Here is a 267-nt window from a genome sequence, read left to right on the forward strand (position 1 = left end):
GAAGAAAATCGCTGAAGTTATTGGTAAAGGTGGCGCAACAATTCGTCAACTTACTGAAGAAACTGGCACAACGATTGAAATCGGTGATGATGGCACAATCAAAATTGCAGCAACTGACGGCGAAAGCGCAGCAAATGCAATTAGCCGCATTGAGCAATTAACTGCTGAGCTTGAAGTAGGTACTATTTACGAAGGTAAAGTTGTACGTATTGTTGATTTTGGTGCGTTTGTAAATATTCTTCCTGGTAAAGATGGTCTAGTACATAT

1 protein-coding gene is annotated in these 267 nt (G+C 40.1%); it reads left to right on the top strand.

Translation table 11 applies throughout. The features are described 5' to 3' along the window. On the top strand, positions 1-267 hold a 267-nt coding region (locus AAEY78_RS13370; RefSeq protein ID WP_352339801.1), incomplete at both ends, for a KH domain-containing protein.

Origin of the sequence: Psychrobacter sp. 16-MNA-CIBAN-0192, assembly GCF_040309565.1 — a bacterium.
GTDB lineage: Bacteria > Pseudomonadota > Gammaproteobacteria > Pseudomonadales > Moraxellaceae > Psychrobacter.